Source organism: Agromyces sp. NPDC056965 (assembly GCF_042673425.1).
In the GTDB taxonomy this organism is placed as follows: Bacteria; Actinomycetota; Actinomycetes; order Actinomycetales; family Microbacteriaceae; genus Agromyces.
In genome coordinates, this window is the sequence record NZ_JBHURI010000012.1 from 38,642 (window position 1) to 65,157 (window position 26,516).

Annotated in this window: 23 protein-coding genes, 1 tRNA gene and 1 rRNA gene; 12 read left to right on the forward strand and 13 right to left on the reverse strand. The window is 70.7% G+C overall.

Going from position 1 to position 26,516, the window contains the following annotated elements; translation table 11 throughout:
- The 4 genes from ACFTQE_RS04810 (at nt 1) to ACFTQE_RS04825 (ending at nt 3,507) form a co-directional block, all read left to right on the forward strand.
- Nucleotides 1-663 (forward strand): GNAT family N-acetyltransferase, encoded by a 663-nt coding sequence (locus tag ACFTQE_RS04810; protein ID WP_376923997.1) that lies wholly within the window; start codon nt 1-3, stop codon nt 661-663.
- A gap of 52 nt (nt 664-715) precedes the next feature.
- The gene (locus ACFTQE_RS04815) at nt 716-1,771 is read left to right on the forward strand and encodes a hypothetical protein (RefSeq protein ID WP_376923998.1); all 1,056 of its coding nucleotides are present in this window, start codon (nt 716-718) and stop codon (nt 1,769-1,771) included.
- 63 nt (nt 1,772-1,834) lie between these two features.
- A tRNA-Ala gene (locus ACFTQE_RS04820) sits at nt 1,835-1,907 on the forward strand.
- A 103-nt stretch (nt 1,908-2,010) separates the two neighbouring features.
- The gene (locus tag ACFTQE_RS04825; protein ID WP_376923999.1) at nt 2,011-3,507 is read left to right on the forward strand and encodes an MFS transporter; all 1,497 of its coding nucleotides are present in this window, start codon (nt 2,011-2,013) and stop codon (nt 3,505-3,507) included.
- Between the two features lie 12 nt (nt 3,508-3,519).
- On the opposite strand, the gene ACFTQE_RS04830 is transcribed toward ACFTQE_RS04825, so the two are convergent.
- Genes ACFTQE_RS04830 through ACFTQE_RS04845 form a run of 4 tightly spaced genes read right to left on the reverse strand, consistent with a single transcriptional unit; the run spans nt 3,520 to nt 7,769 of the window.
- The gene (locus tag ACFTQE_RS04830) at nt 3,520-4,215 is read right to left on the reverse strand and encodes a DNA alkylation repair protein (protein WP_376924000.1); all 696 of its coding nucleotides are present in this window, start codon (nt 4,213-4,215) and stop codon (nt 3,520-3,522) included.
- A 20-nt stretch (nt 4,216-4,235) separates the two neighbouring features.
- The gene (locus tag ACFTQE_RS04835; protein ID WP_376924001.1) at nt 4,236-5,684 is read right to left on the reverse strand and encodes an MFS transporter; all 1,449 of its coding nucleotides are present in this window, start codon (nt 5,682-5,684) and stop codon (nt 4,236-4,238) included.
- Between the two features lie 48 nt (nt 5,685-5,732).
- Nucleotides 5,733-7,073, reverse strand: coding sequence for a M20/M25/M40 family metallo-hydrolase (locus tag ACFTQE_RS04840; protein WP_376924002.1), 1,341 nt, complete (start codon nt 7,071-7,073; stop codon nt 5,733-5,735).
- 42 nt (nt 7,074-7,115) lie between these two features.
- Nucleotides 7,116-7,769, reverse strand: coding sequence for an NADPH-dependent F420 reductase (locus tag ACFTQE_RS04845; RefSeq protein WP_376924003.1), 654 nt, complete (start codon nt 7,767-7,769; stop codon nt 7,116-7,118).
- Nucleotides 7,770-7,947: 178 nt separating this feature from the next.
- On the opposite strand from ACFTQE_RS04845, the gene ACFTQE_RS04850 reads away from it, so the two are divergent.
- Complete coding sequence (locus tag ACFTQE_RS04850; RefSeq protein WP_376924004.1) at nt 7,948-9,090, forward strand: LLM class flavin-dependent oxidoreductase; 1,143 nt, start codon at nt 7,948-7,950, stop codon at nt 9,088-9,090.
- 16 nt (nt 9,091-9,106) lie between these two features.
- Here the strand turns inward: ACFTQE_RS04850 and ACFTQE_RS04855 are convergent, their stop codons facing one another.
- From ACFTQE_RS04855 to ACFTQE_RS04890, 8 genes are all read right to left on the reverse strand, one after another.
- Nucleotides 9,107-10,312, reverse strand: coding sequence for a cation:proton antiporter (locus ACFTQE_RS04855; protein ID WP_375838306.1), 1,206 nt, complete (start codon nt 10,310-10,312; stop codon nt 9,107-9,109).
- Nucleotides 10,313-10,322: 10 nt separating this feature from the next.
- Nucleotides 10,323-10,817 carry a cation:proton antiporter regulatory subunit gene (locus ACFTQE_RS04860; protein WP_376924005.1) on the reverse strand — a complete coding sequence of 165 codons (495 nt, stop codon included), beginning with the start codon at nt 10,815-10,817 and terminating at the stop codon, nt 10,323-10,325.
- Nucleotides 10,818-10,862: 45 nt separating this feature from the next.
- Nucleotides 10,863-11,741, reverse strand: coding sequence for a metal-dependent hydrolase (locus ACFTQE_RS04865; RefSeq protein ID WP_376924006.1), 879 nt, complete (start codon nt 11,739-11,741; stop codon nt 10,863-10,865).
- A gap of 8 nt (nt 11,742-11,749) precedes the next feature.
- A complete protein-coding gene (locus ACFTQE_RS04870; RefSeq protein ID WP_204460525.1) occupies nt 11,750-11,926 on the reverse strand; it encodes a hypothetical protein in 177 nt (58 codons plus the stop codon).
- A 75-nt stretch (nt 11,927-12,001) separates the two neighbouring features.
- A complete protein-coding gene (locus ACFTQE_RS04875; RefSeq protein WP_376924007.1) occupies nt 12,002-13,165 on the reverse strand; it encodes an acyl-CoA dehydrogenase family protein in 1,164 nt (387 codons plus the stop codon).
- Nucleotides 13,166-13,174: 9 nt separating this feature from the next.
- Nucleotides 13,175-14,122, reverse strand: coding sequence for a DUF4349 domain-containing protein (locus ACFTQE_RS04880; RefSeq protein WP_376924008.1), 948 nt, complete (start codon nt 14,120-14,122; stop codon nt 13,175-13,177).
- 88 nt (nt 14,123-14,210) lie between these two features.
- A complete protein-coding gene (locus ACFTQE_RS04885) occupies nt 14,211-15,044 on the reverse strand; it encodes an aldo/keto reductase (protein ID WP_376924009.1) in 834 nt (277 codons plus the stop codon).
- 38 nt (nt 15,045-15,082) lie between these two features.
- On the reverse strand, nt 15,083-16,291 hold the full coding sequence (locus ACFTQE_RS04890; protein ID WP_376924010.1) for an MFS transporter: 1,209 nt from the start codon (nt 16,289-16,291) through the stop codon (nt 15,083-15,085).
- A gap of 142 nt (nt 16,292-16,433) precedes the next feature.
- Between ACFTQE_RS04890 and ACFTQE_RS04895 the strand changes: the two genes are divergently transcribed.
- The 3 genes from ACFTQE_RS04895 to ACFTQE_RS04905 are packed head-to-tail and all read left to right on the forward strand — an operon-like array spanning nt 16,434 to nt 19,128.
- The gene (locus tag ACFTQE_RS04895) at nt 16,434-17,327 is read left to right on the forward strand and encodes an ABC transporter substrate-binding protein (protein ID WP_376924011.1); all 894 of its coding nucleotides are present in this window, start codon (nt 16,434-16,436) and stop codon (nt 17,325-17,327) included.
- Nucleotides 17,327-18,322: an amino acid ABC transporter permease gene (locus ACFTQE_RS04900; RefSeq protein ID WP_376924012.1), complete on the forward strand. Its 996-nt coding sequence runs from the start codon at nt 17,327-17,329 to the stop codon at nt 18,320-18,322. Before ACFTQE_RS04895 ends, ACFTQE_RS04900 begins: the two co-directional genes overlap by 1 nt.
- Before the next feature lie 53 nt (nt 18,323-18,375).
- Nucleotides 18,376-19,128, forward strand: coding sequence for an amino acid ABC transporter ATP-binding protein (locus tag ACFTQE_RS04905; RefSeq protein WP_376924017.1), 753 nt, complete (start codon nt 18,376-18,378; stop codon nt 19,126-19,128).
- Between the two features lie 36 nt (nt 19,129-19,164).
- Here the strand turns inward: ACFTQE_RS04905 and hrpA are convergent, their stop codons facing one another.
- Nucleotides 19,165-23,154 (reverse strand): ATP-dependent RNA helicase HrpA, encoded by a 3,990-nt coding sequence (gene hrpA, locus ACFTQE_RS04910; protein WP_376924013.1) that lies wholly within the window; start codon nt 23,152-23,154, stop codon nt 19,165-19,167.
- Nucleotides 23,155-23,356: 202 nt separating this feature from the next.
- Between hrpA and ACFTQE_RS04915 the strand changes: the two genes are divergently transcribed.
- The 4 genes from ACFTQE_RS04915 to ACFTQE_RS04930 all read left to right on the forward strand — a co-directional run.
- Nucleotides 23,357-24,169 (forward strand): CPBP family intramembrane glutamic endopeptidase, encoded by an 813-nt coding sequence (locus ACFTQE_RS04915; RefSeq protein WP_376924014.1) that lies wholly within the window; start codon nt 23,357-23,359, stop codon nt 24,167-24,169.
- A 45-nt stretch (nt 24,170-24,214) separates the two neighbouring features.
- Nucleotides 24,215-24,997, forward strand: a complete 783-nt coding sequence (locus ACFTQE_RS04920; RefSeq protein ID WP_376924015.1) for a DUF1684 domain-containing protein — start codon at nt 24,215-24,217, stop codon at nt 24,995-24,997.
- A 55-nt stretch (nt 24,998-25,052) separates the two neighbouring features.
- On the forward strand, nt 25,053-25,883 hold the full coding sequence (locus ACFTQE_RS04925; protein ID WP_376924016.1) for an aldo/keto reductase: 831 nt from the start codon (nt 25,053-25,055) through the stop codon (nt 25,881-25,883).
- A 573-nt stretch (nt 25,884-26,456) separates the two neighbouring features.
- A 16S ribosomal RNA gene (locus ACFTQE_RS04930) occupies nt 26,457-26,516 on the forward strand; the annotation flags it as partial.

Here is a 26,516-nt window from a genome sequence, read left to right on the forward strand (position 1 = left end):
ATGCCCGCAGTCGCCGTGCCAACCCTGCGAGACGGTGACGTCACGCTGCGGCCCATCCGCGTCCGCGACGCGAAGCCGCTCGAACGAGTCCTGCTCGCCAATCGCGGGTGGCTCCGGCAGTGGGAGGCGACGTACCCGGGCGGCGGCTCGGTGATCGACACGCGCGCGAGCATCCGCAACCTGCTGGCGCACGCGCGCACCGGTCATGCCCTGCCCTTCGTCATCGAGGTCGACGGTCAATTGGTCGGGCAGCTGAACGTCTCGTCGATCGCGTACGGCTCGCTGTCGTCCGCGACGATCGGCTACTGGGTCGCGCGTGAGGTCGCCGGTCGCGGCATCACCCCGACGGCCGTCGCACTCGCCACCGACTACTGCTTCCACACGCTGCGGCTGCACCGCATGGAGATCTGCATCCGGCCCGAGAACGCGCCGTCGCTCCGTGTGGTCGAGAAGCTCGGGTTCCGCTACGAGGGGCTCCGGCGACGGTTCATCCACATCGACGGCGTCTGGAGCGACCACTTCGCGTTCGCGCTCGTGAGCGAGGAGGTGCCCCGCGGGGTGCTCCGGCGCTGGCGCGACGGACTCGTGTCCGAGGAGGTCGCGCGGGTGAGCGACGTCGACCGCGCGGCATCCGCGAGGCCGCTGCAGCTGCCCGATCGGTGAACACGCGGGCGCCGAGTACGCCTGAAGGCATGCAGTGACCTAGCGTTGTCCCATGGACGTGATCGGTGGGGGACTGCTCGTGGCCGTGGCGGCCGCGCTGTGGATCGCGTACCTCCTGCCGAACTGGCTGCGTCGTCGCCAGTACATGGCCACCGAACGCAACGCCGTGCGGCTCCAGCAGACGCTCCGCATCCTCGCTGAGACGGCCGAGACGCCCGAGGCGGTCAGGGTCGAGGCGACGGCTCGCGAGGTTGCAGCGCAGCAGCGCATCCTGCAGCAGCGCGAGGCGACGGCCCGGCTCACGGCGGAGGCCGAGGAGCGGGAGGCGCTCGCAGAGCGCTGGGCCGCAGAGGGCGCAGTGGATGCCGCGCGCCTCCGTGTGGGCGTCGTGCTCGCCGCCCACGCAGCGGCGACCGAGCCGATCGCCATCATCGCTCCCGTCGAGCCGCCGAGCGCGCCCGTACCGGTCGCCCGCAGTGCTGCGAGTGCGCTTGCACGCAAGCGGCTGCGCCGTGGGCGGGCCGTGTGCTCGCTCGTCCTGCTCGTCTCCCTGCTCACGGTCATCGGCGGCGGCGTCGCTGCCGCGTTCGGCGCATCGCTCATCGCCCCGGTGATCGGCGCGTTCGGCGTCGCTCTCGCGCTCGCGGGACTCGTCCGGCTCGCGCGGGTGCGACCCGCGGCTCCCGTGGCGGCGCGACCGGCGGCCACCGCCGAGGCGGCGCCGTTCGAGCCCATCGACCTCGTCGAGACCGAGTCGCCGGCAGACGGCTGGGTTCCGCAGCCGCTGCCGAAGCCGCTGCACCTCTCCAGAGGCACGATCGCCGCGATGGCGATGGCCTCCATCGACGCGGCGGCCGAACTCAAGCGGGCAGAGATCGGCGACGACATCGCGCGTCGTGCCGCCGAGCTCGAGCCTGAGCTGCCGGTCATCGCGCCCGCCGCGCCCGCCGCGGCGGCCGCGGCATCCGCAGCTCGCGCTCGTGTCGCGCCGCAGGTCCACGACGACGTTCCCGTCAGCCCGTACGCGCGCATGGGCATCGTCGACGAGGCGCACGCGGGCTTCGACGACCTCGACGCCGTCCTGCGTCGTCGGCGCCAGGCCGGTTGATCGAGCCGAGCGGTCCGTATGGTCTGAACCACCGACTGCGGGATGATAGGCTTTTTCTCGCTCGGGCCCTTGGCGCAGTTGGTAGCGCGCCTCGTTCGCATCGAGGAGGTCAGGAGTTCGAATCTCCTAGGGTCCACCGTGCAGCAGAAGTCCCCGCCCTGATCGGGCGGGGACTTCTGCGTTGCGGCGGCAAGGCGGGGCGCCGGGCGGGCTCCACCCCGGGGCGTAGGCTTGTGGCGATGTCAGACGCGCCGGCCACTCGCTCGATCCCCGTCTCCGAAGCGCACCGCTGGCGCGCGTACTGGGTGTGCGTCGCCGTCGCGGCGCTCACGATCATGGACCTCTCGAAGGTCAACGTCGGGCTGCCCGCGATCGAGGACGCGTTCGACGCCGGCTCGACCGAGCTGCAGCTCATCGTCGCGGGGTACGTGCTCACGTTCGGCCTCACGCTCGTGCCGGCCGGGCGCATCGGCGACCAGCGCTCGCGCAAGACCCTCTTCATCGTCGGCCTCAGCCTCTTCACGCTCACGAGCTGCATCGCGGCGCTCGCGCCGAACGCGACGGTGCTGCTGATCGCGCGGCTTCTGCAGGGCGTCGCCGCCGGCATCCAGATGCCGCAGGTGCTCGGCCTCATCCAGGAGCTCTTCCACGGCAAGGAGCGCGGCAAGGCGTTCGGCCTGTTCGGGGCGACCATCGGCCTCGCGACCGCGTTCGGTCCGACCCTCGGCGGGCTCATGATCGCGATCGGCGGACCCGAAGACGGATGGCGCGGCATCTTCTGGATCAACGTGCCGCTCGCCCTCGCGGCGATCGTGCTGGCGATCTGGCTGCTGCCGCTGACGAGGCATCCGTCGGGCAAGCCCCTGTCGCTCGACCCCGTCGGCATCGCCCTCTTCGGCATCAGCGTGGTGTCGCTCATGTGGCCGTTCCTCTTCACGACCGGATCTCCCGAAGACGACCCGGCCCGGTGGTGGGTGCTCGTGATCTTCGTGTTCGCGTTCACCGCGTTCCTCGTGTGGGAGCGGCGCTACGCGGCGAGCGGGAAGCATCCGCTCGTGCCCCTCGCGCTCTTCGGCATCAGCTCCTACCGCAACGGCACCGCGCTCGCGAGCGTCTACTTCGCCGCGCTGCCGCCGATGTTCCTGCTCACGACGCTCTACCTGCAGCACGGCCTCGGGCTCGCCGCGGTCTACGCGGGCATGGTCACCATCGGATTCGCGCTCGTGAGCGCGGTGACCTCGTACGTCGGCGGCAATCTCGTGAACCGGATCGGCCGACCGCTCGTCGTGTGGGGGCTCGTGCTGCTGCTCGTCGGCATCGGCCTCTCGGTGCTCGCCGTCTTCGCGACGCCGCCCGAGCTGACGCCGTGGGCGATCGCCATCGCCATGGTCTTCAGCGGAGCGGGCGGCGGATTCGTGATCTCCCCGAACCAGACGCTCGCCCTCGCCGACGTGCCGGTGAAGCAGGGAGGGCTCGCCGGATCCGTCGGCCAGCTCGGCCAGCGCATCGGCACGGCGATCGGCACGGCGATCACCCTCTCGCTCTTCTACTCGACGATCTACCGGGAGTCGAGCGGCGAGCCCGACCTGTCCGTCTACCGCGACGCCTATGCCATGGGCATGATCGCCGTCGCCGTGCTCGTGGCGGTGGCCTTCGCGATCGGCGTGCTCGACCTCGGTGCGCGCGGTCGGCAGCGGAGCGCGCTCGGCGAGCCGCCGGCGGAGGAAGCGGACTGACCCGCCGCGTCCTCAGCGGATCGTGAGGATGCGCGCCCGCTCGGGCCTGTCGTAGTGCTCGATCGCGGCGCGCAGCGCAACGCGCGGCATCGTCGCCGCGTGCCGCTCGACGAAGGCGGTGAGGCGGTCGCGGTCGTGGTCGCCCGCGGCCCTGAGCACCCAGCCGAGCGCCTTCTGCACGAGCGGCTCGGGATCGTCGGCGAGCGACTCCGCGAGTTTGTAGGCGTCGTCGAGTTCGCCGCGGCGGAGGAAGGCGAAGGTCGCGACGAGCGCGGTGCGGCGCTCCGGCCAGAACGCGGATGACGCGAGCTCGGCGAGCGGCGCTCGGTCGCGTTCGAGCAGGTACCCGCCGACGACGTCACGGGCGGCGAGGTCGACGAGGTCCCACTGGTCGATGCGATCGTGGCGGCGCAGGTAGAGCCCGTACAGCTCCGCGCGTCGCTCCTCGGTGGTCTTCGGCCGAGCCGCGCACTTGCCCATGATGCTGCAGGCGAGGGCGCGCACCTCGTGGGTGGGCTGCTCGAGCAGCGTCTCGAGCTCACCCGGCGGAAGGTCGAGCGCGGTCTTCGCGAGCTCGAACACGGCGCCCATGCGCACTCCGATGAACGGGGCGTCGGGGTCGGGCGGGAAGTACCGGGTGTACTTCTCCCGCTCCTCGTCGCTCGCGAGCGCCTCGAGGGCCGCGATGAGCTCCGCGGCATCCGACATCGCGCCTCCCGTCGTCGGGATCAGCGTACGGCGGCAGCGGCCTCCACGACAGGGGCGTCCGAGAACGCGAGCTTCGGCACGAAGGCGAGCAGCACGGCCGCGACGGCCGCAGTGAGGCCGCACACGAGCCACACGGTCACGTAGCCGCCGAAGGCGCCCGCGGTGCCCGTGGCGGCCTCCCCGGCGGCGCCGAGCAGTGCGATGCCGAACACGCACGACGCGATCGCGCCGCCGACAGTCTTCACCGAGTTCGTGAGGCCCGTCGCGACCCCGGTCTGGTGGGCCGGCGCTGCCGCCGCTGCCGCAGCGGGGAGGGCGGCGACGAGGGCGCCCGAGCCGATGCCCGCGATGACCATGTTCGCGAGCACCTGCGCGTACCCGTCGTGGAACGGCAGGAACAGCAGGTACCCGATCGCGACGAGCGAGCTGGCGCCGATGAGCGCGACGCGCGGCGTGACCCACCGGGTCGCGAGCGGGAAGAGCATCGCGCCGACGACGAGCGACAGCACGTAGGCCCCGACGAGGATCGACGTCTGCCCGGTCGTCGCGCTGAGGCCGAAGCCGTACGCCGAGGCATCCGTGCGGGCGAACGTCGAGAGCGGTGCCTGGGCGCCGAGCACGCTGACGCCGAAGAGGCCGGCGGTGAGGAAGATCGGCCACAGGGTGGGCTCGCGGAACATGCGAACGTCGATGAGCGGGTCGGGGTGCTTCAGCTCGTAGCGGGCGAAGGGGATCACGAGCAGGGCGCCGAGCGCCACGAGCGCCCACGAGAGCAGGTCGGCCGGGCCGTTCAGGCGCATGAAGCTGAGCCCGCCGGTGAGCGAGAGCAGGGCGAGCGAGATGAGGATGAGGCCGCCGGTGTCGAGCGTGCCGCCCGTGAGGTCGGGCGACTCCTTCACCCCGAAGAGCACGACGAAGAAGCAGGCGACCACCGCGACGGCAGGGACGAGGAGCAGCACCTGCATGGGGAGCAGCTCGGCGAGTGCGCCTGCCGAGAGGGCACCGGCGATCGCGCCGAGCTCGAGCGCGGCGACGAGCAGGCCGGCGGCCTTGCGGGTCATCGCCGCGGGCCGCTCGGCCGAGCGGCTGCGCGACCAGATGAGGGCGATCTCGAGGGGCAGCCAGACGACGTAGAAGCCCTGCAGCGCCCAGGCGACGAGGAACACCCAGAACTGGTCGGTGAAGGCGAGCGCGATCGAGGCGATGGCCGTGACCGCGGTCGACCAGACGAGCATCCGCTTGTGGCCGACCATGTCGCCGAGCTTCGCGAAGGCCGGCACGACGAGGGCCGAGAGCATGAGCTGCGTGCCCTCGAGCCAGTTGACGTCGGCGTCGTGGATGCCGAGGTGACGTGCGATGTCGGTCAGCAGTGGCGTGTAGTAGCCCTGCAGGATGCCGCTCGTGAACTCGACGAAGGCGAGGAATCCGACGATCGCGGCGACGGGACCGAGTCTGGCAGCACGCAACATCGGGGCTCCTTCGGGACGGGGTGGATTCACCCTAATGGGTCATCCGTCTCACTCGGGAATCGCGGTGATGAGGGCGCGGTGGAATCGCTCGCCGCGCTCGAGGCTGTCGATCGTCACCCACTCGTCGACCCCGTGGATGGCGGCGCGCTGCGCGGCCGTCATAGCGATCGGCGCGAAGCGGTACACGGCAGGGGAGAAGCGGTGGAAGTACCGCGAATCGGTGGCCGCCATCATGAGGTACGGCGCGGTCACCGCCTCGGGATACGAGGCCGCGACGGCCGACGCGATCGCCGCGAACTGCGCGGAGTCGGTCGGCGATTCGGGCGACGGGTCGCCGCCGTCGACGACCGTCACCTCCACCTCGGGGTCGCGGATGACGCGGCGCAGGTGCGCGACGACCGACTCGACCGTCTCGCCGACGGCGATGCGCAGGTTCAGCGTCGCCGTCGCCTGCGACGGGAGCACGTTGTCGGCGGTGCCGGCCTCGAGCATCGTGGCGGCGACGGTCGTGTGCACGAGGGCCGCGGGCTCGCCGCCGAGTCGCGAGAACACGCGTGCCGTCACCCACGGGAGGGCGATGAGCAGGCGGAGCAGCAGCCGAGAGGCGCCCCGCGTGTGCGGTACGAAGCTCGAGAGCATGGCCCGCATCGAACGGGGCATGCGCTTCGGGAACGGGTTCGGCGCGAGCCGGTCGACGGCGCGGGCGATGCGCGCGGTCGGCGTGGTCCTCGGCGGCGCGGAGGCGTGGCCCCCGTCGCCGCGAGCGGTCAACCGGACGGTCAGCACGCCCTTCTCGCCGACGCCGACCATCGCGGCGGGCACCTGCACGAACGGAAGGGGAGCGTCGACGACCGCACCGCCCTCGTCGAGCACCAGCCACGGGGTGATGCCGCGCTCGCGGAACAGGGCCGCGATCGCCACGGCTGCGGCGCCGTGGCTCTCCTCGTTGCCGCCGAACGAGAGGTAGACGTCGCGCGCCGGGGTGAACCCGTCGGCGAGCAGGTTCTCGACGGCCTCGAGCACGACGAGCAGTGGGCCCTTGTCGTCGAGGGTGCCGCGGCCCCACACCGATCCGTCGGCGATGCGGCCCTCGAACGGCGGGAAGCGCCATCCGTCGCGCTCGTCGACCGGCACGACGTCGAAGTGGGCCATCAGCACGACGGGGTCGGCATCGCTGCGCCCCCGCCAGCGGAAGAGGAGGCCGAGCTCGGTGACCTGTTCGAAGTCGAGGCGCTCGTGCACGAGCGGGTAGAGCTCGGCGATGAGCAGTCGGAATCGGTCGAAGTCGGCGAGGCCGCGTTCGGCGAGCTCGGCCGACACGGTCGGCAGCTGCACCATGCGGGAGAGGCGCTCGGCCGAGCCGTCGCGAACGGTCACTGGTTCGGGCATCCACTCACCCTAAGCGAGCGGATGACGCCACTCGCGCCGGGCTCAGGCGGCGAGGTGCACGGCCGGCGTGAGGAGCGCCGCGAGCTCGGCGGCCGAGAGTTCACGGCCGAACGCCGGGTGGCCGGGCTCGAGCGCGACGCCGTGACCGAGCTCGCCGCCGTCGACCGGGTCGAAGCCCAGTTCGTCGATGATCTCGGCGACGACGGCGCGGGCATCGGCGTCATCGCCGACGACGGCGAGGGCGCGGCGCAGGGGGGAGCCGGCGGCCATGCTGTCGTCCTCCATCTCGTGGTAGCCGAGGTGGTTCAGCGACTTCACGACGCGGGCGCGCGGGTTGCGTGCGGCGTTGATCTCGCTCGTCGTGCGGGGGTCGTCGTCGACCTCGGCGATGTTGCCGTCGACCGGCGGCCAGTAGTTCATCGCGTCGACGACGATGCGGCCGTCGAACGCGTCCCAGGGCACCGTGCCGGCCTTGCCGAACGGCACGGCCACGATGATGACGTCGGCGGTGGCGGCGAGGGCTTCGGGCGAGGTCACCTCAGCGCCGGGGGCGACGACGCCGACGAGCAGGTCGAGCGTGGTCTGGCGCGGTGAACCCGCGATGAGCACGCGATGCCCGGATGCCACGAGGAGGCGGGCGAGGGCTGTGCCCACCTTGCCCGCGCCGTAGATTCCGATGACCGGCCGATCCGTCACGTCTTGATTCTCCCATCACTCGCCGCACCCGATAGATGCATCGTCATGGAAATGAACGCACCATCGCCGGTGCGCATTCCCGCGCCCGTGCGCTCGGCGACCTCGGGGGAATAGTCTCATCCCGACGGTGGTTCCGAACTCTGTATGCGAACGCATGGAAGCAAGGAAAGGGATCGGGATGTCTGAGCGGTACGAATTCGGGGTCGACACCTTCGGCGATGTGACGAACGGGGCCGACGGCGCGCCGCTGCCGCACGCCCAGGTGCTGCGCAACGTCGTGGAGGAGGCCGTGCTCGCCGACCGGCTCGGCCTCGACTTCTTCGGACTCGGCGAGCACCACCGCGTGGACTTCGCGGTCTCGGCGCCCGAGGTCGTGCTCGGCGCGATCGCCGGCCGCACCGAGCGCATCCACCTCGGCTCGGCGGTCACGGTGCTGAGCTCCGACGACCCCGTGCGCGTGTTCGAACGCTTCGCCACCCTCGACGGCCTCTCGAACGGCCGCGCCGAGGTCATCCTGGGTCGCGGCTCCTTCATCGAGTCCTTCCCGCTGTTCGGCTTCGAGCTGAACCAGTACCAGGAGCTCTTCGAGGAGAAGCTCAACCTGTTCTCCGCCCTCCTGCCGCAGGAGCCCGTCACGTGGAGCGGCCAGCTCCGCTCCTCGCTCACCGACCAACTCGTCTTCCCGCCCGTCGAGCACGGCCGCCTGAAGACGTGGGTCGGCGTCGGCGGCAGCCCCGAGTCCGTCGTGCGCGCCGCCCACTACGGCCTGCCGCTCGTGCTCGCGATCATCGGCGGCAGCCCCGCACGATTCGCTCCGCTCGCCGACCTCTACCGGCGCGCCCTCGAGCAGTTCGGCAACCCGCTCCAGCCGATCGCGATCCACTCGCCCGGATTCATCTCCGAGACCGACGCCGAGGCGCTCGACACGCTCTGGCCGCACTACAAGGTCAGCATCGACCGCATCGGCCGCGAGCGCGGCTGGGGTGCGGTCGACCGCGCCCACTTCGAGGACGAGGCGGGGCCGAACGGCGCGCTCTACGCGGGATCGCCCGAGAAGGTCGCCGTCAAGATCGCCGCGGCCATGCGCGCGATCGGGGCCACCCGGTTCGACATGAAGTACTCGAACGGCGCCCTGCCGCACGAGTCGATGATGCGCAGCATCGAGCTCTACGCCACCGAGGTCGTGCCGCGCGTCAAGGAACTGCTCGCGGCCTCGGACGCCGCCGACGCCGAGCTGAGCTCGGTCGCCGACCTCGGCACCGAACTGGCCGCGGCCGATCGAGCGGATGCCGCGGCATCCGCCGATCGCCCGATCGACTGACCCGGGGCCGACGCGCTCACGCGACGGGCGGCGCCGAGCTCGCCCCGGAGGCCGCCCGTCGCCGGCGCACGGCCGCACGGAACCAGAGTGCATCGGGCACGCGGGCGAGGAACGTGCCGGCGACGATCGTGATGAGCACGTAGCCCGTCGCGAGCGGTGCGAGCTCGGGCGCCACGACGCCCGAGCCGACCGCCAACCCAGCGATGACGATCGAGAACTCGCCGCGCGGTGCGAGCGAGAGCCCGGCCCGCCACTGGCCGAGCGTGCCGACGCCGGCCCGCCGCGCGGCGTAGGAGCCCGTGATGAGCTTCGTGATGATCGTCACGATGGCCAGGGCGAGTGCCGCCGGCAGCATCGACAGGAGCGCCGACGAGTCGGTCGTGAGCCCGAAGAACACGAAGAAGATCGCGGCGAAGAGGTCGCGGAGCGGAGTGAGCACCTGGCTCGCGTTCGCCGCGACCCGCCCCGACAGTGCGATGCCGACGAGGAACGCGCCGACCGCGGCCGAGACGCTGACCTCCGCCGCGAGTCCGGCGACGAGCATCGTGAGGCCGAGCACGCCGAGCAGCAACGGCTCGAAGTGGTCGGCCGGGAAGAGCCGCGAGACGATGTGCCCGTGTCGCAGGGCGACGTACAGGATGACGGCGACGACGCTCACCGCGATCGCGACGGAGACGGCGCCCTGCATGAGGCTCATGCCCACGACGAGGGCCGAGAGCACGGGCAGGTAGAACGCCATCGCGAGGTCCTCGATGACGAGCAGCGCCAGGATCGCGGGCGTCTCGCGGTTCGAGAGCCGGCCGAGGTCGCGCAGGAGCTTGGCGATGACGCCCGACGACGACACCCAGGTCACGCCCGCCATGGCGACCGCGGCGACCGGACCCCAGCCGAGCAGGAGGGCGAGCGCGGCACCCGGCACGGCGTTGAGCGCGGCGTCGATGAGGCCGGCGGTGCGCGCCGACTTCAGGCTGCCGAAGAGCTCCGACGCGGTGTACTCGAGGCCGAGCAGGGCGAGCAGCAGGATGACGCCGATCTCGGCGCCCGTCTGGAAGAACTCCTCGCTCGCGTCGAGCGCGATGAACCCGCCCTCGCCGAAGGCGAGGCCGAGCACGAGGTAGAACGGGATCGGCGAGATGCCGAACGCGAGCGCGAGGCGCCCGAGCAGACTCATGCCGAGAAGCAGCGCGCCGACTTCGATGAGGAGCAGCGTGGTCTCGTGCATACGCCCGGCCTCAGTCGGGGCCGTTGGCGAGCAGCCGGGCTACTCCGTCGAGTCCTTCACGTGTTCCGACGACGACGATGACGTCTCCAGCACGCAGTGTCTCTGCGGGCGTGGGCGAGGGGATGATCGCGCCGTCGCGGACGATGGCCACGATCGAGGCGTGCGTGCGCGTGCGCGCCTTCGTGGCGCCGAGGGTGCGGTTCAGGTACGGCGAGTCCGTCGGCAGGGCGATCTGCTCGGTGTAGAGGCCTGCGGTCTCGTCGCTGAGCGTCGTGAGACGGCTCAGCATGACCGAGGCGCCGAGCACGTCGGCGAGGGCGGCGGCCTCGTCGTCGTTCAACGGAATGGAGTCGCGGCAGGCGTCGGGATCGTCTTGATCGAAGAGCCCGAGGTCGCGTTCACCGTCACGGTGCGACACGACGCTGATGCGCCGCCCGCTCTCGGTGACGAGGTCGTGTCGAATGCCGATGCCGGGCAGGTCGACCTTCTCGATGCGTATACCCACATCCGCAATCGTAACCCCGCGCGGAGGTGTCGCGGCCAGCGGTGCTCAGCGCGGCGGCGCAGTGTGCGTGCGCATCGTCAGCACGGGGGTGCCCGCGTCGTCGCCGGCCTCCAACTCGACCCGCACGTCGCCGAGCTCCGGGAGCGAGGCGACGTGGGTTCCGCCGCACGCGATGCGCGCGGTGCCGACGGGCAGTTCGGCGACCCAGTACCGACGGTCGGTGAGCCCGTCGCCGTCGCGCTCGATGCGCACGGAGGCGCCGGCGGCGGCCCACTCCGCGATCGTCGCGGTGACGGATGCCGCGAGCTCGCCGAGCCCGTCGGCGGCGACCGAGGCCGTGTCGAACCCGGCCCGGCGCAGCGACTTGTTCAGGCGGTACACGTCGACCGAGCCGCCGGGCACGATGCGGCTCGACGCGATCGCGATGCCGTCGAAGTCGGGTGCCCCGAGCGCGTCTTCGCGGGCGGCCTTCGACCAGTTGCCGGCGAGTGCGGCGTTCAGGGCGAGCGCCGCCGCGTGGCAGGCGGTGTGGCCGGTCGAGAGGGCGCGGCGCGCCGAGGCATCCGCTCGCACCGTCACCGCATCGCCCTCGGCGACGGCGGAACCGTCTGCGACGAGGTGGGCGACGAGGAACGACCAGCCCTCGGTGCCCTTGCGCACCGGGATGTCGGCGCCGAGGAAGAGCTCGGCGCCGTCGGTGGCCGCGACGACGGCGTCGACGATCGGGATCTCGACGGCGCCGACCGTCAGCGACCCGGTGTCGGCCGGCTGGTCGGGCCACGCCGCGTCGACCGGGTGGAAGCTCGTCGCCTCGGTGACGACGGCGATCCGGCCGTCATCCGCCGGTGCGACGTGCAGCACTACGGTGTCGGCGTCGAGTGCGCCGTCGGGGTAGGTGACGAGCGTGTCGCGAGCGGGCAGCACGTCGGGGCTCAGACGCCGTCGCTGCGACCGAGGAGGTGGAACGGGATCGCCAGGGAGAGCGCCACGGCGACGATGCCGCCGAAGAACACGGGCGCCTGGAACTCGGTCATCACGGGCGCGGTGCCCATGAGCCACATGCCGAAGACGAAGAGTCCCATCGAGATGAGGAAAGTGACGACGTTCACAACGACCTCCAGAGTTCCGGTGGCGGTCCGCGCCGCCCGGTCGAGTCTACCGGGCGGGCGCACCCGAGGTCGGGCTCACGAGTCGATCGGGCCGAGCCAGGCGTTCGCGACCGTCGAGTGCGCGGACTCGTCGTCCGACGGGTGGAAGATGCCGGCGAGCACGTCGCGGTAGAGGCGGCCGAGCTCGGAGCCCGCGAAGTACGTCGATCCACCCGAGACGCGCACGGCCTGATCGACGACGTGCTTCGCGGTCTCGGTCGCGCGCACCTTGATGCCCACGAGCTTCGCGAACCAGAACGAGCCGTGGTCGACGAGCTCGTCGAGGTCGTGCGCGATCGCGAGGAGCTGAGGCGCGATGGCCTCCTGTGCAAGTGCGGCATCGGCGATGCGCCAGCGGATGTCGGGATCCTGGGAGAGCGGCGCGCCGCCGTTCTTCATCGAGGTGCGCCGGCGCGCCGCCGCGACGGCGAGGTCGAGGGCCCGGTCGCCGATGCCGGCGTACACCGAGGCGAGCAGCAGTTCGAAGTTCGCGAAGATGCCGAAGATGAGCGGATCGGCGTTCGGCCCGGGGTCGAGCCGGCGCACGATGCGGTCGGATGCCGCGAACGCCCCGTCGAGCACGGTCGTGCGGCTCTGGCTCGCCCGCATGCCCATCGTGTCCCAGTCGTCGAGGATGCGCACGTCGGGATCCTCGCGGTCGATGAAGCCGTAGACGAGCTTCGGCGCATCGGCCGACGCGGTGTCGAGGCCCATCGTGCCGATCCGCGTCCATGCCGGCGAGAGCGAGGTGAAGATCTTGCGGCCCGTGTAACGGTACCCGCCGTCGGCCTGGGGCTCTGCGACCGTGCGCGAGCCGAAGAGCATGAGGTCGTTGCCGGCCTCGCTGATGCCGAAGCCGAAGAGCTCGCCCGCGCCGGCCTCGCGCAGCACGAAGTCGAGCGAGTCGTCGCCGCGATCGCGCAGCACCTTGGCGACGCCGGTCCAGACGAGGTGCATGTTGACGGCGAGTGCGGTCGCCGGCGCAGCGCCCGCGAGGCGCATCTGGCCGCGCACGGCATCGGCGAACGTCCAGCCGAGGCCGCCGAGCTCGAGCGGCACGAGGGCCGTCAGGTAGCCGGTCTCCCGGAGCTCGGCGAGGTCCTCGTCGAAGAAGGCGTTGTCGCGGTCGTACCGGGCGGCCCGCTCGCGGAAGCGTTCGAGCAGCTCATCGTTCAGCAGGGTCTCAGGCGTGGTGCTCACGCCGCCAGACTACGCCTCGGGCGTCCGGTCGTGCGGGGGCACCGCGGGCTGCGCCGAGTCCGCCGTCGGCGGGGTCTGCGGGGCGACGGATGCCGCGGCATCCGCTCGACGGGCGCGTCGCCGCCGCGTCGACGACAGGACGATCCCGACCACGATCGCGGCGATCACGGCCGCGGCGAGGAGCCACGGCAGCAGCACGCCGATCGCGACGCCCAGCCACGCGCCGAACACCACGAGCGCATTCCAGCCGGCAGCGAGGCCGCTCCAGAAGTCGCCCGGCACCGCGGCGGGTGCCTGGGCCTCGGTCACGAGCTCGACGCCGAGGGTCGAGTAGTCGACCTGGTCGACGAGCGCGTCGCGCTGCTGCGTCAGGCTGTCGAGCTCGGCCTGCCGGGTCGTCAGCTCGGACTCGATCGCGATGAGGTCGGTGATCGACGTCGCCGTGCCGAGGAGTTCCCGGAGCCGGTCGACGGAGGCGGTGAGCGCTTCGATGCGCGCATCGAGGTCCTGGCGCTGCGCGGTCACGTCGGTGGCGTCCATCGAGACGGAGGTGACGGTGCCCAGTTCGCGGAGGTCGGCGACGACGGCCTCGAGCGCGTCGGCCGGAACGCGCAGCGTGAGCCGCGCGCTGGGCGTCTGCGTGTCGGTGCCGGGGGTCTCGTTGCGGCTGTCGACGCGTCCGCCCGAGGCATCGGCGATGTCGGCGGTGCGCTGCGCCGCGGCGATCGGGTCGTCGACGGTGATCGCCATCCAGCCGGTCGTGACGACGCTGCGGTCGGCGACCGCGTCGTCGGCGGCGTCGCCGCCCTCGACCGACAGCGGGGCATCGGGCGCCATCTCGCCGCTCATGACGCCGGGCTCGCCCGTCGAGGTGCTCTGACCGGCCGTGCACCCGGCGAGCAGGAGGGCGGTGAGCGCGGCTGCAACGGCCGCCGTCGGTGCGAGTCGTCGTCTCATGCGCTCACTGTATTGCCGGCCCGGAATGCGATGTCTGGAACTCGGCTGGGAGTCGGGTCACGATCGGATGTCGCTCCGCCGCCCCGATTCAGTCGTCGTCGGGGTCCCGACCGGTGCGCTCGCCGCTGTCGAGTGCGGCGATCGCCGCGAGGTCGTCGCCGTCGAGCTCGAAGCCGAAGACGTCGAGGTTCTCGCGGATGCGTTCCGGGCGACTTGCCTTCGGGATCACGACGTTGCCGAGTTGGACATGCCAGCGCAGCACGACCTGTGCCGGGCTCCGGCCGTGCTTCGCGGCGATCTCGTCGAGGAGCGGCGTACCGAGCACGCGGCCTCGCGCGAGCGGCGACCACGCCTCGGTGCGGATGCCGTGGGCCGCGTCGAACTCGCGCAACGCCGCCTGCGGCAGCCACGGATGCAGTTCGACCTGGTTCACGACGGGCGCTTCGCCCGTCTCGGCGACGAGTCGCTCGATGTGATGGGCGTGGAAGTTCGAGACGCCGATCGAACGCACGCGGCCCTCGTCGCGGAGGCGGATGAGCGCTCGCCAGGTGTCGACGTACCGGTCGGTGGACGGCACCGGCCAGTGGATGAGGAAGAGGTCGAGCCGATCGAGCGCGAACCGCCGCATCGACTCGTCGAAGGCGCGCAGCGCCTGATCGTAGCCGTTGTCGTCCTTCCACACCTTGCTCGTCACGAACAGCTCGTCGCGCGCGAGCCCCGATGCGCGCACCGCCTCGCCGACCTCGCGTTCATTGCCGTAGAACGCCGCGGTGTCGAGGTGCCGGTAGCCCGCGTCGATCGCGTCGAGGCAGAGGCCCGTGGCATCCGCTGCCGGCACCTTGTACAGGCCGTACCCGAGCTGCGGAATGCTCGAGCCGTCGGCGAGCGGGAGTCGGGGAGCTGCGGGCAGTGGTCGTGGCATCCGGTGCTTCTCTCAGCGGGGGCGTCGGCGCGGGAGCATCAGCTCGGCTGCGCCGGCACCGGCTCGGTGTCGGGGATCGGGCTGGCGTCGCGCCCTCGGAGGTCGGGATGCCATCGCTTGCCCAGCACGGCGACGAGGAAGCCCAGGAAGGCGAGCGCCGCAGCGGCCCAGAAGGCTCCCTGCGGGCCGCTGCCGTCGATGAGGAAGCCCGCGAGCGCCGAGCCGAGGGCGGCGCCGATGAGCTGGCCGGTGCCGACCCATCCGTACGCCTCGGCGGTGTCCGAGAACTTCACGCTCGCGGAGACGATCGCGAAGAGCACGGCGAGTGCCGGGGCGATGCCGATGCCCGCGATGAAGAGGGTGATCGAGAGCCACCAGAAGTCCATGAGGCCCGCGGCCAGCGCCGTGCCCGCGAAGACGATGAACATGCGGCGGGCCGTCGACCACGGCCCGATCGGCACGTGGCCGAGGAAGAGGCCGCCGGCGAGGGAGCCCACCGCGAAGATCGCGAGCACGATGCCGGCTTCGGCGCCGCCATGACCGAACACCGCGACGACGCCGGCCTCGATCGCCGCGGTGGCGCCGATCAGCAGGAAGCCGACGATGGTCGCGAGCATCACGGGAGGGCGGCCGAGCACCGCGCCGAAGCGCCGCTTCGACCGCGGGATCCGCACCCGGCCGAGCTCGGGCGAGGAGATGAACCAGATGCCGCCGACGACCATGAGCACCGCGGCCAGGAGGATCGCCCAGACGGTCCCGATCTGGGTCGCAACGAACGTCGTGACCACGGGCCCGACGACCCAGATGATCTCCTGCGCCGAGGCGTCGAGCGAGAAGAGTGGGGTGAGCTGACGGGAGTTCACCATCTTGGGATAGATCGTGCGCACCGCCGGCTGCACCGGCGGGTTCGCGAGCCCGGCGACGAGGCCGATCGCCATGTAGAGGGGCACCGTGAGCGGGAGCAACGCGATCGCGACGATCGCCGTGACGCAGACGGCGAGGGTCGCGATGAGCACGGGCCGCATGCCGAGCCGGCCCATGAGCCGGCTCGTGAGCGGCCCGGCGACGGCCTGGCCGATCGAGGTCGCCGCGAGCACGAGTCCGGCGGCGCCGTACGAGCCCGTCTGCTGTTCGACGTGGAGCAGGAACGCGAGCGAGAGCATGCCCGACGGGAAGCGCGCCGTCAGCTGGGCGGCGATGATGCGAGCGACGCCCGAGGTTCTGAGCAGTTCGGAGTAGCTTCCCACAGTGGGATCAACTCTATCGACGGTCGGATCGTGATCTCGGAGCCGGATCCCGCGCGCCGCAGGTGACATATGCTCTCTCTGTAACGGCGCCGGGGCCTGGGTCTTCGTCGTCGATCCCCATCGCAATGACAGAGGTTCTCCCATGCACTCCCGACGACTGCTCATCCCGACCGTGGCCGCAGCAGCGGTCCTCCTCCTCTCCGGATGTGTCGACAACACGACCGGTGGCGGCGAAGCCGACACCGACGCCTCGGCCCCCACGATCGCGGTCGACGAGGCCGCCGCGGCCCTGCTGCCCGCCGAGATCGCCGATTCCGGCAAGCTCGTCGTCGGCACCGACGCCGCCTACCCGCCCAACGAGTACAAGGACGACGACGGCAACCCGATCGGGTGGGACGTCGACCTCGTCGACGCCCTGGGCGCGAAGCTCGGCCTCGAGGTCCAGTACGAGATCGCCAGCTTCGACAAGATCATCCCGTCGATCACCGGCGGCACGATGGACCTCGGGATGTCGAGCTTCACCGACAACGCCGAGCGCCAGAAGCAGGTCGACTTCGTCGACTACTACAGCGCCGGCATCCTGTGGGCCGCTCCCGCCGGAAAGACCGTCGACCCCGACGACGCCTGCGGCCTGAAGGTCGCCGTGCAGGCCACGACGTACGAGCACACCGATGAACTGCCCGCCAAGAGCCAGGCCTGCGTCGACGCCGGCAAGCCCGCGATCCAGATCACCCCGTTCGACACGCAGGATGCCGCGGCGAACGCCGTGGTGCTCGGCCAGGCCGACGCCATGAGCGCCGACTCTCCCGTCACCGGCTACGCGATCGCCCAGACCGACGGCAAGCTCGAGGCGGCCGGCGACGTGTTCGACTCCGCGCCGTACGGCTTCCCGGTGGCGAAGGGCTCCGAGCTCGCCGCGGCCGTCCAGGCCGCGATGCAGTCGCTGATCGACGACGGCACCTACGGCGACATCCTCGCCGAGTGGGGCGTCGAGTCCGGCGCCGTCGACACGATCGAGATCAACGCGGGCACCTGATGAACGACACGTCCTCCGGCCGGGCGACGATGCCCGCGCCGGCGGGCGGCCCCGGTGCCGCCCCGGTCCCGACGAAGGTCGTGCGCTTGCGGCATCCGTGGCGCATCGTCGTCGCCGTGCTGCTGCTCGCGGTCGTCGCCGTCTTCATCATCGACGCCGCGCAGCGCGAGGCGTTCGACTGGCCGACCGTCGGCAAGTACGTCTTCGATCAGCGCGTCTCGCAGGCGGCGGGCTTCACCCTGCTGCTCACGGTGCTCTCGATGATCATCGGCGTCGTGCTCGGCGTCATCCTCGCGGTGATGCGGCAATCGCCGAACCCGGTGCTGAAGTCGATCGCGTGGGTCTGGCTCTGGGTCTTCCGCGGTACCCCGGTGTACGTGCAGCTCGTGTTCTGGGGGCTGCTGTCGACGATCTACACCTCGATCGACCTCGGCGTGCCGTTCATGGAGCCGTGGGTCTCGTACCCGACCACCGCGCTGCTGAACACCTTCTGGCTCGCGGTCATCGGCCTCGCGCTGAACGAGTCGGCCTACATGGCCGAGATCGTCCGCGCCGGCCTGCTCTCGGTCGACCCCGGCCAGACCGAGGCGGCGACCGCGCTCGGCATGAGCTGGGGCAAGTCGATGCGCCGCATCGTGCTGCCGCAGGCGATGCGCGTGATCATCCCTCCGACCGGCAACGAGGTCATCTCGATGCTGAAGACGACCTCGCTCGTCACCGCGGTCCCGTTCACGCTCGAGCTGTACACGCGAACGCGCGACATCTCCGCCGCGATCTTCGCACCGGTCCCGCTCTTGATCGTCGCGTCGATCTGGTACCTCGCCATCACCTCGGTGCTCATGGTCGGCCAGTACTTCCTCGAGAAGCGCTTCGCCCGAGGGGTCGGCGCACGGCCCGACACCGGCCCGGGCCCCGTCACTGGTGCGATGAGCGCCGTCGACGCGGAGATCGCCGAGACGTCGATCGCCGCCAAGCAAGGAGGAGACGCTCGATGAGCGCTCAGACCACACCGGCCGGCGCCGAGGGCCGAGCGGCATCGCCGGCGCCGATGGTGCTCGCCGAGCACGTGTCGAAGAGCTTCGGCTCCAACGAGGTGCTGAAGGACATCTCGCTCGCGGTCGAGCGAGGAGAGGTGCTCTGCCTCGTCGGTCCTTCGGGCTCGGGCAAGTCGACCTTCCTGCGCTGCATCAACCACCTCGAGCAGGTCTCGTCCGGTCGCCTCTCGGTCGACGGCTCGCCCGTCGGCTATCGCGAGGTCGGCGACAAACTGTACGAGATGCACCCGAAGGATGCCGCCAAGCAGCGCCGCGACATCGGCATGGTGTTCCAGCGGTTCAACCTGTTCCCGCACATGACGGCCCTCGAGAACGTCATGGAGGCGCCGACGCAGGTCAAGGGCGTCTCGAAGTCGCAGGCCAGGGCGCGCGCTCACGAGCTGCTCGCGCGCGTCGGCCTCGCCGAGCGCGCCGACTACTATCCCGCCCACCTCTCGGGCGGGCAGCAGCAGCGGGTCGCGATCGCGCGGGCGCTCGCGATGGATCCGAAGCTCATGCTCTTCGACGAGCCGACGTCGGCGCTCGACCCCGAGCTCGTCGGCGAGGTGCTCGACGTGATGAAGGAGCTCGCGAAGACGGGCATGACCATGATCGTCGTCACGCACGAGATGGGCTTCGCCCGCGAGGTCGCCGACACGCTCGTGTTCATGGACGGCGGAGTGGTCGTCGAGACGGGCGACCCGCGAGAGGTCCTCGCGAACCCGCAGCACGCGCGCACGCAGGCGTTCCTCTCGAAGGTCCTGTAGCCGTCGCGGAGGTGCTGCGGTGGCGGGCCCGCCGGCTCAGCCCTGCAGCACCTTCGTGATGCGCTGGAGCGACACGCTCTCGGCCGCGCGCAGCTCCTGCGCGAAGAGGCTGATGCGCAGCTCCTCGATGAGCCAGCGCGCGCGCACGACGTTCGCCGGTGCATCCGGTGCCAGCGGAATCGTGCCGCCCGCGTCGGCGAACCGTGCGAGCGCCGTCTGCACCTCGTTCATCCACACCCGGTCGCGACCCGGGTTGTCGACGAGCTTGCCGACGCGCATCGTGACGCCTTCGAGGTAGCGCGGCACGTGTCGAAGCCGCTCGAGGCCGGTGCGCGAGACGAACCCCGGGAAGACGAGGCCGGCGAGCTGCTCCTTGGCATCGCTCAAGGCCGGCAGCAGAGCCATGCTGGTCGCCGACTTCACCGTCTTCTCCGCGCTGCGGAGCGCGGTGAGGGTGCGGGCGACGAGGCCGACGGTCTCGAACATCGTGTCCATCACGACACCCGAGACGCGGTCGCGCACGGTGTCGAACTCGAGCTTCGTGAAGAGCATGCCGTCGTCCTTCACGCGGTAGAGCACGTCGTTGACGCACGCCACGAGGCAGTCGGCGAAGAGGGCCGCGGTGCTCGGGTACGGGCTCGTCGCGAGGATGAGCTTCTCGTTGCCCGTGAGGTGCTGCTGCACGTAGTTGACCGGTGACGGCGTCGCGAGCATGAGCAGACGACGGATGCCGCCGGGCATCGCCCGCGCCTGCTCCTCGGGAGTCGCGAGCAGCCTGATGTTCACGGCCGTGCCGTCGTCGATGAGCGCCGGGTAGGCGCGCACCCGGTTGCCGCCGACCGTGGTGTCGACGAAGCGGGGCAGCTCGGCGAAGTCCCAGCTCGTGAGACCCGTGCGCTCGATGCCGGCGCCCGGCGCCTCTCCAGCGGCGGCGATCGAGCCGGGCGTGACCGGGCCGTCGACCTGGCGCGGCCCTCGCGGTCCGCGCTCGCCGCGAGCGGGTGCCGCGAAGGTGTCGGCCACCGCGTCGCGCGCCCGATCGGCGAGCTGCGCCTGGAGCGCCCGGAGGTCCTTGCCGACGGCGAGCTGCTTGCCCCGTCCGTCGACGACGCGGAACGACATCTGCAGGTGCGGCGGGATGCGGTCCATCGCGAAGTCGGCGCCCGTCACGGGAGTGTGGGTGAGCCGCTTGATCACGCCGGCGACCTCGTCGGCGAACGACATGCCCGCCGGGGCATCCGCGTCGCCGAGCTCGGCGACGATCTTCGCGGCCCAGTCGGCCGCGGGCACGACGTTGCGCCGGATCACCTTCGGCAGCGCCTTGATCATCGCGGTGACGAGCTCGGTGCGGAGGCCGGGCACCTGGCGGTCGAACCCCTCGGGGCGGAGCCGCGCGAGCAGCACGAGCGGCACCTGCACGGTGACGCCGTCGTCGGATGCCCCCGGCTCGAAGCGGTACCGCAGCGTGAGCGTCTGGTCGTCCTGTCGCCAGCTCGGCGGGAACGCGTCCTCGTCGATCGCCGGTGCATCCTCGGGGGCGAGCGCCTCGGCCGTCATCGTCAGCAGCTCGGGCGACTCCTGCTTGGCCGCGCGCCACCAGGTCTCGAAGAGCCGGGTCGAGGTGACGTCGGCCGGGATGCGCGCGTCGTAGAACTCGAAGACCGCCTCGTCGTCGAACAGGATGTCGCGGCGACGGCTGCGCTCCTCGACGGCCTCGAGCTCGGCCCGCAGCTTCCGGTTCCTGCGGTCGAAGTCGAAGAGCCGGTCGCGGCGGATGTCGTTCGGCCAGTCGCCCTCGACGAGCGCATGGCGGAGGAAGAGCTCGCGCGCATACGCCCGGTCGACGCGGGAGAGCTGGATCCGCCGGCGGGCGACGATCGGCACCCCGTAGAGCGTCACCTTCTCGTAGGCGACCGCCGCACCCTGCCGCTTCTCCCAGTGCGGCTCGCTGTAGCTGCGCTTGAGGAGCGAACCCGCGAGGGGCTCGGCCCAGGCCGGATCGATCGCCGCGTTCATGCGCGCGAAGAGCCGGCTCGTCTCGACGAGCTCGGCGCTCATGATCGCGTCGGGCTGCTTCTTCGCGAGCGCCGAGCCCGGGAAGATCAGGAAGCGCGACTGCCGGGCGCCGAGGTACTCGCCCTTGGGCTTGCGCCCGCCGGATGGCGCGGCGCCGCGCGTGCCCGACTGCGTCGTGCTCGCGGGGGAGTCCTTCAACCCGATGTGGCTGAGGAGCCCGGCGAGCAGCGACTTGTGGATGAGGTCGGCGTCGGGAGCCGCCCCGCCGCCGGGGGTCCTGTCGTCGATCTCGAGTCCGAGCGGACGACTCATCTGGCGCAGCTGCCGGTAGACGTCGTTCCACTCTCGCACGCGCAGGTAGTTCAGGAACTCGTTCTTGCACATGCGTCGGAACGCGCTCGACCCGAGCTCGCGCTGCTGGGTCTCGAGGTGGTTCCACAGGTTCAGGAGCGTGATGAAGTCGCTCGTCGGGTCGGCGAAGCGAGCGTGCTGCTCGTCGGCCTGCTGGCGGCGCTCGAGCGGACGTTCGCGCGGGTCCTGGATCGTGAGTCCGGCGACGATCGCGAGCACCTCGCGGCTCACGCCGTGCTGCTTGGATTCCACGACCATCCGGCCGAATCGTGGTTCGATCGGGAGTTTCGCGAGGGCGCGGCCGACCTTCGTCAGGCGGTTGCCGGCGGCCGAGCCACTCGGGGCATCGACCGCCCCGAGCTCGCGCAGCAGTTCGACGCCGTCCTTCACGCCGCGGGCGTCGGGCGGGGTGAGGAACGGGAACGCCTCGATGTCGCCGAGGCCGAGCGAGATCATCTGCAGGATGACCGCGGCGAGGTTCGTGCGCAGCACCTCGGGTTCGGTGAACTCCGGACGCCGTGCGAAGTCGTCTTCGGAGTACAGGCGGATCGCGATGCCGTCACTCGTTCGGCCCGAGCGGCCCGAGCGCTGGTTCGCCGAGGCCTGCGAGATCGCCTCGATGGGCAGCCGTTGCACCTTCGAGCGCACCGAGTACCGGCTGATGCGCGCCGTGCCGGCGTCGATCACGTACTTGATGCCGGGCACCGTGAGGCTCGTCTCGGCGACGTTCGTCGCGAGCACCACCCGGCGGCGCACGCCGGCGACGGTCGAGGGCTGGAACACGCGGTGCTGGTCGGCCGCCGAGAGGCGCCCGTAGAGCGGCAGCACCTCGGTGACGGATGCCCCGCGGCCGGAGTAGTGCCCGCGCACCGCCTCTTCGGCGTCGCGGATCTCGTTCTCGCCCGAGAGGAAGACCAGCACGTCGCCGCGAGGTTCGCGGTCGAGTTCGTCGAGCGCCTCGATGATGCCCTGCAGGTAGTCCTTGTCGTCGGCCGGGGCGCGGCCGCCGCCGGCGGGGCCCGCCGGCTCGTCGGGGTCGTCGCTCGCCGAGTCTTCTGCCACGAGCGGGCGATAGCGGATCTCGACGGGGAAGGTGCGACCCGACACCTCGATGATCGGGGCCGGCTCGCCTGCGGCATCCGCGAAGTGCCGCGCGAAACTCTCGGGATCGATCGTCGCGCTCGTGACGATGACCTTCAGGTCGGGGCGCTTCGGCAGCAACTGCTTGAGGTAGCCGAGCAGGAAGTCGATGTTGAGACTGCGCTCGTGCGCCTCGTCGATGATGATCGTGTCGTACCGGCGCAGCATCCGGTCGTGGTGCATCTCGTTCAGCAGGATGCCGTCGGTCATCAGCTTGATGCGGGTCGAGGCGCTGGCCTTGTCGGTGAAGCGCACCTGGTAGCCGACGACCCCGCCGACCTCTTCGCCGAGCTCCTCGGCGATGCGTTCCGCGATCGTGCGGGCGGCGAGCCGCCTGGGCTGCGTGTGGCCGATCGACTCGCGGCCGAGTTCGAGGCAGATCTTCGGCAGCTGCGTGGTCTTGCCCGAGCCGGTCGCGCCGGCCACGATGACGACCTGGTTCTCGCGGATGGCGCGCGCGATCTCCTCACGCTGCCGGGAGACGGGCAGCTCGGCGGGGTAGGTGATCGCAGCAAGCACAGCCCTCCATCGTATGCGGCGCGAGCGGCGTCGTGGGAGAACTCCCTCATGTCGACCGAGGTCGAGAACCTCCGAGCCCTGCCGTATCCGCATGCGGCGCGAGCGGGGTCGTGGGAGAACTCCCATGTCGACCGAGGTCGAGAACCTCTGAGCCCTGCCGTATCCGCCTGCGGCGCGAGCGGGGTCGTGGTAGAGCTCCCTCATGTCGACCGAGGTCGAGGCGCCCGTGAGTCCGGTCGCGTCGCGCGTTCCGGGTGTCGCGGCGCTCGTCGGGTTGCCGTTCGCCCGGGTCGGGCTCGTCGGTCTCGCGGCTGTCGCGACCTGGATCGCGCTCGCGCTGACGACGGAACCCGGGCCGTTCCCGCCCGGCATGCTGTTCGCCGCGGCGACGATGCTGCCGGTGAACGTGTTGTCGATCGTGCTCGTGCGCCGAGCCCTGCACCGTTCGGGCCAGCGCGCCCGCGACCTCATCGACTTCTCATGGCGACGACTCGGACGCGACGTGCTGTGGGGGCTGCTCTGGCTCGCGGTCCTGTGGCTCCCGTTCATCCTCGCGGTCGTCGGCGTGATGTTCGCGCTCCACGGCGGCGCCGCGCTCGAGCGCTTCGAGACGGTCTTCTACGACGCCGATGCCGCTCCGCCGCTGAACCGAGCGTGGCTCACGGTGCTCGCGGTCGTCTCCGTCGTGACGTTCGCGCCCCTGAACGCGCCCGCCGAGGAGCTCATCTACCGCGGCTACTCGCAGTGGGGTCTCGAGCGGCGATGGCCGACGTTCTGGGCGATCGTCGTGCCGTCGGCGATCTTCGCCCTGCAGCACGTCTTCTACGCCGCGACCGCCGACGCCGTGCTCGTCTACCTCGCGGCGTTCTTCGTCTGGGGTCTCGGCTCGGGCCTCATCGTGCATCGCCAGCGCCGGCTGATGCCGATCATCATCGCCCACCTCCTCGTCAACCTCATGACGAGTGCACCGGCGCTCGTGCTGCTGTTCCTGCCCGACTCGGCGTTGGCCTCCTGAGGAATGCGATTCGGCCCGACCCGCTCGTGCGGTTACGGTGTCGACATGGGTGAGCACGAGTTCGAGACCGCGTTCCGCGAGTGGCAGCAGTCGCGCTGGCAGGCGGTCTCCGCACCGCACGGCACGGCGGCCCTGCGGCACACCCACTGGCTCACGAGCGATCCGGCCGAGTTCGCCGGAGCTCCGGGCCGGTGGCGCGCCGAGTCGGCGGACGTCATCGGAGTGCTGCCGAGCGGTGCCGCGGTGCGGCTCTCGCCCGGCGAGGAACTCGACCTCCACGGCGTGCGGCTGCGCGCGTTCGAGCGCGACGGCGCGCTCGCGCTCCGGGTCATCGATCCGGATGCCCCGAGCCGCACCTCGCTCGTCGCGATCGAGGCGTACCCGCCGTCGCGCGAACGCGTCGTGATCGGCCGATTCACGCCGGCAGACGACGGAGCGACCCTCGACGTGACCTCCGTCGACGGCCACGAGTCGAACGATCGCCTCGGCGGCGAGATCGCGCTCGAGATCGACGGCGTCCCCGTCGTGCTCACCGTCACCCGCGACGAGCGGGGTCTCTCAGCAGTGTTCGCCGATGCCACGAGCGGGGGCGAGAGCTATCGCTTCCGGTTCCTCCGGGTGCCGGAACCCGACGTCGACGGCACGGTCGCCGTCGACTTCAACCGCGCCTACCTCCCGCCGTGCGCATTCTCCGACGAGTACGTCTGCCCGCTGCCGCCGCTCGGCAACCGCTGGCCGGTCGCGATCCGCGCGGGGGAGCGGGTCGCGACGCGGCATCCGCTGTCCGACATCGATGCGAACGCCGACGACGAGGCCGACGCCGCCTGATTCGCGGGCAGCGAACCGAGCCGTCGACGGCCGGTGCGCCGTGGTGGGATGAAGCATGACTTCCGTTCCACGCATCCAGCTCAACGACGGCCACTCGATTCCGCAGCTCGGCTTCGGCGTGTTCAAGGTCGACCCCGACGAGACGGTGCGCATCGTGAGCGATGCGCTCGAGGTGGGGTACCGCCACATCGACACCGCGCGCATCTACGGCAACGAGGCGAGGGTCGGCACCGCGCTCGCCGAATCCGGCATCGCGCGTGAACAGCTCTTCATCACCACGAAGCTGTGGAACACCGACCACGGCACGCAGTCGGCATTCGATGCGTTCGACGCGAGCCTCGATCGCCTGGGCCTCGACTACGTCGACCTCTACCTGATCCACTGGCCCTCGCCGAAGGGCGACCGGTACGTCGAGGCATGGAAGGCGCTCGAGCAGATCCGCGAGAGCGGCCGGGCGCGATCGATCGGCGTGTCGAACTTCCTCGTGCCGCACCTCGAGCGGCTGCTCGCCGAGACCGATGTCGTGCCGGCGGTCGACCAGATCGAGCTGCACCCTGCCCACCAGCAGCCGGCGACCGCCGCATTCGCCGAGCAGCACGGCATCGCGATCGAGGCCTGGGGCCCGCTCGGTCAGGGCAAGTACCCGCTCTTCGAGCTGCCCGAGATCGCGGATGCCGCGGACGCGCACGGCAAGAGCCCCGCGCAGGTCGTGATCCGCTGGCACCTGCAGCGCGGCCACATCCTCTTCCCGAAGTCGAACCGGCGCGAGCGCATGGCCGAGAACTTCGACGTCTTCGACTTCGAGCTGAGCGACGCCGAGGTGCAGGCGATCACGGCGCTCGAGCGCGAGGGCCGGGTCGGTTCGCACCCCGACAACGTCGACTGACGGATGTCTCGGATCCCAGCATTTCAGCGCGACACACCCGGGATGCGCGCCGGATTTGCCCGAGTGCCGGGATCCGCGTAAATTCTTACTCATCGCCACGGCGGTGCGGGAAGCGGCTGAGAGATCAGGGCTTCCCGGCCGAGACGGCGAGATTCTTAGCCAAATAGCCTCGTAGTTGCATTGCGACTCGGTGATTTCAAGCCTAAGATGAAACCCCCACTTCAGAACGAACATGATCTTCGGGTCGTGTTTCTCGTTGTGTGAACAACTGCTGTGTCAGTCCGGTGATCTTCAGATCCGAGGGCTGAGTGACATCGAGTGATCGAGTCCGGCAAAAGAAGTGGTACGGTAGACAGGTTGCCCTGAGGGCAGGTCGAGAGACTGAAACTCGGGTGCGTCCGTTCCTTGAGAACTCAACAGCGTGCACTATGTTCAATGCCAAATTATTGAACCCCGACCTCGCCTTTTGGTGGGGGGAGGATTCCTTTGGATTGATGGACAGTCAGTTTGATTGTTCTTTCAGTCAGAGATTGAAACGCTCGATGCCGTCTTCGGATGGTGTTGGAACCATTTTTTTTGGAGAGTTTGATCCTGGCTCAGGACGAACGCTGGCGGCGTGCTTAACACATGCAA